The sequence below is a fragment of the Bacillus sp. JJ722 genome (genome assembly GCF_036963345.1).
In the GTDB taxonomy this organism is placed as follows: domain Bacteria; phylum Bacillota; class Bacilli; order Bacillales; family DSM-1321; genus Bacillus_AD.
Genome location: NZ_JBALMO010000005.1, coordinates 75,423 through 83,636 on the forward strand (window position 1 = coordinate 75,423; position 8,214 = coordinate 83,636).

10 protein-coding genes are annotated in these 8,214 nt (G+C 34.1%); 3 read left to right on the forward strand and 7 right to left on the reverse strand.

The window, feature by feature from the left end:
- Nucleotides 1-63: 63 nt before the first annotated feature.
- The 7 genes from V7014_RS00810 to V7014_RS00840 form a co-directional block, all read right to left on the reverse strand.
- Entirely contained in the window at nt 64-1,614 is a 1,551-nt protein-coding gene (locus V7014_RS00810; protein WP_335502934.1) for a rhomboid family intramembrane serine protease, read from the reverse strand.
- A 127-nt stretch (nt 1,615-1,741) separates the two neighbouring features.
- Nucleotides 1,742-1,924, reverse strand: coding sequence for a hypothetical protein (locus tag V7014_RS00815; protein ID WP_335502937.1), 183 nt, complete (start codon nt 1,922-1,924; stop codon nt 1,742-1,744).
- A 98-nt stretch (nt 1,925-2,022) separates the two neighbouring features.
- On the reverse strand, nt 2,023-2,979 hold the full coding sequence (locus V7014_RS00820; protein WP_335502939.1) for an L-lactate dehydrogenase: 957 nt from the start codon (nt 2,977-2,979) through the stop codon (nt 2,023-2,025).
- Between the two features lie 193 nt (nt 2,980-3,172).
- A complete protein-coding gene (locus tag V7014_RS00825; RefSeq protein ID WP_335502942.1) occupies nt 3,173-3,961 on the reverse strand; it encodes a DUF92 domain-containing protein in 789 nt (262 codons plus the stop codon).
- Nucleotides 3,948-4,520: a 5-formyltetrahydrofolate cyclo-ligase gene (locus V7014_RS00830; RefSeq protein ID WP_335502946.1), complete on the reverse strand. Its 573-nt coding sequence runs from the start codon at nt 4,518-4,520 to the stop codon at nt 3,948-3,950. The genes V7014_RS00825 and V7014_RS00830 overlap by 14 nt, the downstream gene beginning before the upstream one ends.
- Before the next feature lie 130 nt (nt 4,521-4,650).
- The gene (gene rpmG, locus V7014_RS00835; RefSeq protein WP_335502949.1) at nt 4,651-4,800 is read right to left on the reverse strand and encodes a 50S ribosomal protein L33; all 150 of its coding nucleotides are present in this window, start codon (nt 4,798-4,800) and stop codon (nt 4,651-4,653) included.
- A gap of 123 nt (nt 4,801-4,923) precedes the next feature.
- Complete coding sequence (locus tag V7014_RS00840) at nt 4,924-5,553, reverse strand: hypothetical protein (protein ID WP_335502952.1); 630 nt, start codon at nt 5,551-5,553, stop codon at nt 4,924-4,926.
- A 422-nt stretch (nt 5,554-5,975) separates the two neighbouring features.
- Between V7014_RS00840 and V7014_RS00845 the strand changes: the two genes are divergently transcribed.
- The 3 genes from V7014_RS00845 (at nt 5,976) to V7014_RS00855 (ending at nt 8,121) form a co-directional block, all read left to right on the forward strand.
- Nucleotides 5,976-6,356: a hypothetical protein gene (locus tag V7014_RS00845; protein WP_335502956.1), complete on the forward strand. Its 381-nt coding sequence runs from the start codon at nt 5,976-5,978 to the stop codon at nt 6,354-6,356.
- Between the two features lie 2 nt (nt 6,357-6,358).
- Nucleotides 6,359-6,769 carry an endolytic transglycosylase MltG gene (locus V7014_RS00850; protein ID WP_335502960.1) on the forward strand — a complete coding sequence of 137 codons (411 nt, stop codon included), beginning with the start codon at nt 6,359-6,361 and terminating at the stop codon, nt 6,767-6,769.
- A gap of 284 nt (nt 6,770-7,053) precedes the next feature.
- Nucleotides 7,054-8,121 carry a serine hydrolase domain-containing protein gene (locus V7014_RS00855; protein ID WP_335502963.1) on the forward strand — a complete coding sequence of 356 codons (1,068 nt, stop codon included), beginning with the start codon at nt 7,054-7,056 and terminating at the stop codon, nt 8,119-8,121.
- The last annotated feature ends 93 nt before the right edge of the window (nt 8,122-8,214 follow it).

Sequence of the window (8,214 nt, forward strand, 5' to 3'; positions counted from 1 at the left end):
TAATTTTGGTCATAAAAAAAAGGAAACATACCTTTAAATATGCTTCCTCTTCTTCCATTACAATTATTGAGTTCTTTTTAAATAATCGTCGATCTGACCTTGTAGTTTTTTATAATTAGGCTCGTTCGGTTCGAGCTTTAAAGCTTCCTCAATGTGTTCTTGAGCTAGCTTTACTTCATTCTCCCGTAAATACGTTAAAGCCAAATTATAATGGGCTTGATGATAATCAGGAACTAACTTAATAGTCTCCTCATAATATGCTTGTGCCTTCTCATATTGCATATCACCTAGGCTTATATTCCCTAAAAGAAAATAAGCATTAGGCGATTTAGAATTAGATTTAACGCCTTTTTCTAATAAAGACTTTGCCTTCTCTTCATCCCCGTCATTTATATATTCCTGCGCCAACGCTGTGAGTGGAACATCTTGACTACTATTCTGCTGCACTGAAAATCCGTATTTCAATAAAAGAATACTACCAATAACAAGTACAACAGCAGCGATAACATTATACATCGGCTTCATTTTCTTCGGAACTCCCACGGCTGCTGTCGCTAAGAAACCTCCTACTAATCCACCGATATGTCCAGCATTATCGATGCCTGATATCGTAAATCCTAATCCTAAGTTAATAAGAATCAAAACGATAATATTTGTTCCCATCGTTCTAACAAATAATTTTGGATTTACAACTCCAAAGTAGAGAAGTGCGCCAAAACATCCAAAAATTGCACCACTGGCCCCTGCTGACACAACTCCATTAGAAAAAACAAAACTTGCAACTACGCCGGTAAATCCTGCCGCTAAATAAATTAGGAAAAAACGGGCACTTCCAAATATTTTTTCAACTTCTATACCTATATAGTAGAGAGCAACTGAATTCATTAGTAAATGAAGTAGACCTATATGAAGAAATATTGGTGTAATAAAGCGCCACCATTCGCCTTCTAGTATTAAAGGATTATATTTAGCACCAAATTCGACAAGCGTTCTCGTACTCTCACTACTCCCGACAATTTCCATCAAGATAAAAATAAGAATTTGAATACCCAAAAATATTTTTGTAAAGAACGGCTTTCCGTATTGAAACATCTTTTGCTCTTCTTGTCTTCTTTCAATAGCTGAATGCAAAACAGATTGCTTTAATGGCTGTATATCATTTTCCTCAATATCCAAAGGTATTTCTTCCGCTTGAAGTAATGAAAAACCAAGTTTTTCTTCAAATTTCTGTATTCCTTCAGATAATGCTTCCGAATCGATCATAGCCGAATTAATAATTGTTTTATTATTTTTCAGTCCGTTTTGTATATACGATTCATATTCATCCACGGGTTTGAATTGCGTTATATACGTATTCAATACAGTGATTGGTCTTTTAAATAATTGCTTCCGTATATTCTCACCATTCGCAGCTGTTCGATTAAGATCATGCTTCAATACATTTGCCCAATCAAAATCATGTCTCATAAACCGTAAAACAGGAGAGCTATTGTTACGATTGTTTTCTAACCAAACCTCATTCTGTTCTTCTGACATTGTAAGGACGCTATAACCATGTTGTAATGTTAATTTTTTTATAATATACCAAAATAAATAATCTTCTCTAAAACCCACGATATTACCTACTTTCACTATACTCCTATCATTATTACTTAACATTATACAGTGAAAAAGACAATGAAGAATCGTAAATTTTTCCACATCATTAGAAAAACCGGCTAGCTGTAGCCGGTTTCGCTTCTTAAAATGGTTGATATAAACGTTGAATAAACTGTGCACTACCTATAGGTAGTTTCATGGATTGAGCCACAATGAATTTGCGAATTAATCCTATTCCTAAAACAGTATTCATTAGCTTATACCGATATTTATAGCCTACTGAAATTAACGTCAAAAGCGCCATAAGTTGTAATATCCATTTCATAAATAAATCCCTCCTTTGTTTAGTTTGAAACAAAAAAGGGATTATTATGAATCAATTTATTAAAACTGTGAAAAAGTTCAAAGATCATCAAGTCTAAATTATTTCAAAGCTTCTAAAACCGGAGCCATTGTTTCTTTTAAAACTTTTACTGAATGATCAAATTTAACTTTTTCTTCTGCATTAATGTCTAATTCAACTATTTCTCTTATCCCATGACGATTTACTACACATGGAACACCAATATAAATATCTTCTTGACCATACTCACCTTCCAATAACGTTGACACTGTTAAAATACTGTTTTCGTCTGAAAGAATGGCTTTTGTAATACGTGCAAGCCCCATAGCAATACCATAATATGTTGCACCTTTACAATCGATAATTCTATATGCAGCATCACGAACGTTAACGAAAATCTCATCTAAATCTTCTAATTTATAATCCACTTTTGTTTCAAGAGCTTTAGCTAATGGTTTAGCACCAATATTAACGTGACTGTATACTGGTAACTCTGTGTCGCCGTGCTCACCAATAATGTATGCGTGAACGTTACGAGTATCAATGTTGAAGTACTCACCTAGCTCATAACGGAAACGAGCAGTATCAAGAATCGTTCCAGAACCAATTACACGCTCTTTTGGTAGTCCAGAGAATTTCCAACAAGCATACGTTAGAATATCAACAGGGTTAGCGGCAACTAAGAATATTCCGTCAAATCCACTTGCCATAATTTCGCCAACAATCGATTTCATAATTGCCGTATTTTTTGCAACTAGGTCAAGGCGAGTTTCACCTGGTTTTTGATTTGCCCCTGCCGTTAATACTACGATATCTGCATGTTTACAATCTGCATATGTACCGCTCCATACTTTTGTTTTTGAAGGTGCAAAAGGTAAACCATGACTCATATCAATAGCTTCACCTTCAGCTTTTTCGTTATTTACATCAACTAGTACTAGTTCTTCTGTAATTCCCTGATTTAATAATGCGAAAGCATAACTGCTTCCTACGAATCCAGTTCCAACAAGTACTACGCGATTTACTGTATTTTTCATAAGTATAACGGTCCGTCCTTTCAAATGTTGCATTTTTTATTTACAAAAAAATTGTAATATATAAAAACCCCCTTATGTTTTTAGGAAAGCGTTTTATATATTAACATTTTGTTACAATATTATTTTTGCCCGTATAAATATTAATAAAAACTATAAATTATATGGAAATTCATTCAATTTACTTATATATATCTTATAAAAACTTCATTATTAATATGGCAATTAACGTCGCAATTAAAATAGAAGTTATATTAACAACATCATTATTACACCATTTTATTCCTCTACTAAAAAGCGTTCTCTTCCCGCAGTGAAGCGTTTTTTCTGTCACTAACCCACATGTCTCACAAGTATATTTAACTTGTAAGGTAGCTCCTATTAATGTATCCACAATACTTCCTAAAAATCCGGCAATAGTAATTAATATAAGAAGAAACAGTGAATCTAATGAAAAAATAACGTATGCAACAATAGCAATAAAAAAGGCACCCATAAACGAAGCTGCTGTACCTAATAGTGAAACAGCTCCAGATGTACCTTTTTCAACCGTTTTACCCGTTAAGATATATATTGGCTTCCTTTTACTTAACACACCAATTTCAGATGCCCACGTATCAGAATTAGCTGCCGCTACCGCAACTATAAATCCAATCATCCAAACATCTGATTTAGTTACAAAGAACAGCAAAGCAGCTAGGCTGGCAACCGAACCATTGGCAACTACTTGAACCCAATCTCTTTGGTCACCTTTTTGCAGTATTTCATCTACTTTACTCTTTTTCTGCTTTTTATATTTCGACCAATAGCTTGAAGATGCAAAGAATGCACCTAGTAATAATAGTCCTCTCCATCCAAAGCCTAGAGTCACTAGACAGCCTGTAATAAAAGTAAAGACAGCTCCAGATAAAGATAAAGACCTTACATAATAACCGGCAATACTTGCAAACAGAATTACAACTACATATACGCTAATTTCTGTCATTAACTTTGCGCACCCCATTCGGAAAAATTAATGTTTGCACTGGAATGTCATATGAATTGCGCGGAATTTCAGAAACAATTTGCTCAGGAAGCAACAATGAAATTGTTGCTCCTTGAAAGGCTTCTAAAAAGCGATCATAATATCCGCCCCCATATCCAACGCGAAAGCCGCTCATATCAAACGCTACTCCAGGAACAAACATAAGGTCTAAATCAGCTATCCCTGCTTCCACGGTATCATTAACAATTGGCTCCATTAAATTAAAATAAACTCTCTCAAGTTGATTAAAGTCGTCGAAGAAACGAAACACCATACTGTAATCAGATGGGTTACACTTTGGTATGGCGACCTTTTTCCCTTCATTCCATGCTTTTTCTATAATATTCTTTGTATGTATTTCACGTGAGTTAGATATCGTAATTGCGATTGTTTCAGCTTGTTTCCATTCATCTAGCTTAAACAAACGTTCTTCGATGAAATGGCACTGTCTATCAAAGTCCGCTTGCGTCATATTAGCTAAATTAGCCCTCACCACTTCTCTTATTTGTTTCTTATCCATTTTCCTCAACTCCGATACTAAATAATATCATCTATATAAACAATATATCGTTACACCTCTATTTAAGAAAGAAAAGTACATTACTGACACTTTTTTTACACAAAAAAAACAACAGGATTGTACCTGTTGTTTACTTTGTTTCACGGTGTAAAGTAGCACGCTTTTCTCTTGAACAATATTTTTTAAGCTCAAGACGATCTGGGTTGTTACGTTTATTTTTTTTAGAAATATAGTTACGGTCTCCACACTCTGTGCAAGCTAACGTAAGATTCACACGCATTGTATAATTCCCTCCAAACATTATGTCATCCTCACATAGGACTTTTCTATAATATCACTTTTCATTTTGAAATGCTAGTCTGTTTTTACATGAAAATACATAACTCTTTACTTGTATAGGAAATTATAAATACTTTGTTATCTTTTCATTTTTCAAAGTTCTAGCTTTTTCAGCTGAAGAGGATTTAAAAGTCCATATAATTCCTTCTTCTTGAGCTCCACTACAAATGTGTGATTCAAGAATAAACATACTATAAATATCACCATTTGCTAGCCATGACAGAGGTAAGTTTCCTCGCTCAAGACTGCGCAAGAATGCAAACGTACTAAAGTAATCCTTCCTTTGGATACAATACTGACTCATTCCTTTACCACTTAAAAGACCGCCAAGCATCGTTACATTGTTCTGTGCCATACCAACAATCGCATTTTCACTTGGACTGTAAAAAGCTGTAGAATGGGCATCGGATGCATGGTTATATTCAATAATAATTTTCAAAAGCTGACTTTCTTTTGTGGTATTGTTCAAGTGAATTTTTGTAATCTCATAATCAGGGGTGCAATTTAAAGAGGAAACTGAAAAAAAAGCATCAGAATAATCTTCTAAATCCGTAGCATATGGATATTTCCAAGATAAAGTTCCATTATGCCACAAACCAATACGCAATGGTTGATTTAGCATATGATCCTTTGAAGTGTGAGACAAATAAGTAGGTTTAAATTCATGTCCTTCAGTTACAATATAACCATTCAATGCACTCGCTCCTTTTCAACAATTTTTTTACTAAACGTGGGGTTTTCGCAAATAGTAACAAGACTTTATAAAAATAAAGCATTATAATCATTCAGCTTTACAATAAATTCTCACTTTAAAAAAAGATACAAATGAAGTTCCTTTCTATATAATGGTATCATTTAACAAATAAGGGGACAATGAACATAAATTGTCGATAAATGTTATTTCTCTAAATAATCAATAGTGATAACGATATTTTTCTAATACTTTTTTTCAAATGACGAAATCGCATATTTATTTTTTACAACCACCGCCAAACATTTTACGATCAATCTTTATTTTTTCGCAAAATGTGATATTTTTTGATATTTGTATAAACTTATCTGTGAAAAATGTGTATGATAGATTTATGCACAATATATGACTATCGAGGTGGTTTAGTGGAAATTATCATTATTAGTTTAGTAGCGGTCGCCATTTTATTATTGATTTTCTCATTCTTCAAAAAAGACCGTGTTACCGATATAGAGAAGAACCTAGAAGAATTATCACTCCAACATATACAAGATATGTATATCCTAAAGAAAAAAATTAAAATTCTAGAAGAAGAAATATTAATGCAGGATACGGAATTATTACCAAACACTGGTTCTAAAATAAACACTACTGATGGTGGTTTAAAAGTAAATGAAATCTTACAAAGCCAAGTACTTTCACTATATCAGCAAGGGCTTTCTATAGAAGATATACATACACGTTCCGCTTTATCTCCTGAAGAAATTACGACTATTATACAACGTAGTCAATTGAGAGGTTTGTAAGTATGACTAGAGGCAGTATAAGAGGCTTTGCAGCGGGCCTGTTAATCGCAACACTTATAATAGGAGGCTTCTACATCGACAAAAATAACAAAGAGAAATCACTATCGCTAGCTGAATTAAAAGCCGCTAGTAATAAGTTAGGATACGAATTAGTAGAAAAAACGAAACCGGCTGTTAGTAAACCTTCTAAAACAACTACATCTCAACCTATTACTTATAAACTCGCTATCAAAAAAGGGATGTCATCTGAAGATATTGGAGCGATCCTAAAGAAAAATAATATCATAAAAGATACTTCCCTCTTTGCTAGTTACTTAAGAAAAAACCACTTAACAACAAAGATTCAAATCGGAGAGTTTACCGTAACAAGTGATATGACAACTGCTGAAATTGCAAATACAATCACAAAATGACAAAAGCAGTGGATTTCTCCACTGCTTTTGTCATGAACACTAATAATCTTGATTTATAGGACATATACTTGAGCAATGGCGTTGATAAGTGAACTTGAGAAAGTGAAACTTTAATCGATGGGAGTGTTCGTCCATCCCCCACCTGTTATTAGTTGAACCAATCGGGTTCTTACTGGCGCTTCATCTACCACTTAAACATCTTCGCTTTTACTTTCATTTTGAAGTGAGAGTCTTAGCGCCATTTTGAACGGGATAAATATAATAAATAAAGGAGAATCTTTACTATGAGCCCCCAAACTCTTACCATTCAATCAAAATTAGATAGTGTTTTTCAAAAGATTATTAAGAAGAAACATATACATGAGGCAGTCGTTATGATGGAATCATCTGATCGAACATTTTCATGGTCTAACTGTTATGGAGCTCTCCATACAGAAGCTCCCTACTTTATTGCAAGCATAACGAAACTTTACACTACCGCAACTATTCTCAAGTTAAGAGAAGAGAATCATTTACAATTAGATGATGCTATTACGATGTATCTTTCGAAAGAACTTCTTTCTGGGTTACATATTTATAAGAAAAAGGACTATTCATATGATCTTACAATTCGTCAACTACTCTCTCATACATCAGGCCTACCAGATTACTTCCAAGGAAGAAGAGGCACCCAACCAAGTTTATTAAAAGCAGTTATTAAGAAGGATCAAACGTATAGTCTAAATAACGCTTTAGCAGATACAAAGATGATGAAGCCACATTTCCAACCAGACAAACATGGCAAAGCCTTCTATGCAGATATAAATTTTGACCTTTTAGGTGCCATTATCGAATCCATAACAGGCCAAAAACTTAGCGATGTCTTCTCAGAATACATTTTCCAACCACTTCAACTAACGCAAACTTATATATTCTCTCACACAGACCATCACACCATGCCACCTATCTATTACAAAAATAAAACGTTGCACATTCCTCTGATTATGTCTTATATGGGAGCTAGTGGCGGTATTATATCAACTGTAAAAGAAAATATGATTTTCTTAAGAGCTTTTTTTAATGGCTCTTTATTTCCAAAAGAATACTTAACAGAAATGTATACTTGGACTAAGCTCAGTAACTTAAATATGTTCGGTTTAGAATATGGTTGTGGAATAATGCGGTTCAATCCATCAAGATTAATGTCACCATTCTTTCCTACTCGCGCCGTTATTGGGCATTCTGGTTCTACTGGCTCCTTTGCCTTCTACTGCCCAGAGAAACTCATATATATAGCAGGTACAATTAATCAAGTTACAAAACCACATATACCCTTTCCATTGGCAATGAAGTTACTGTATTGTCTGAAATAAGCAAGAAAAGCGGAAGCGCCCGTTTAGCTCCGTATGAATTGGAGCCCACCGACTGAGATAAAGGATACATGGAGAACTGATAAGCGATTCGAT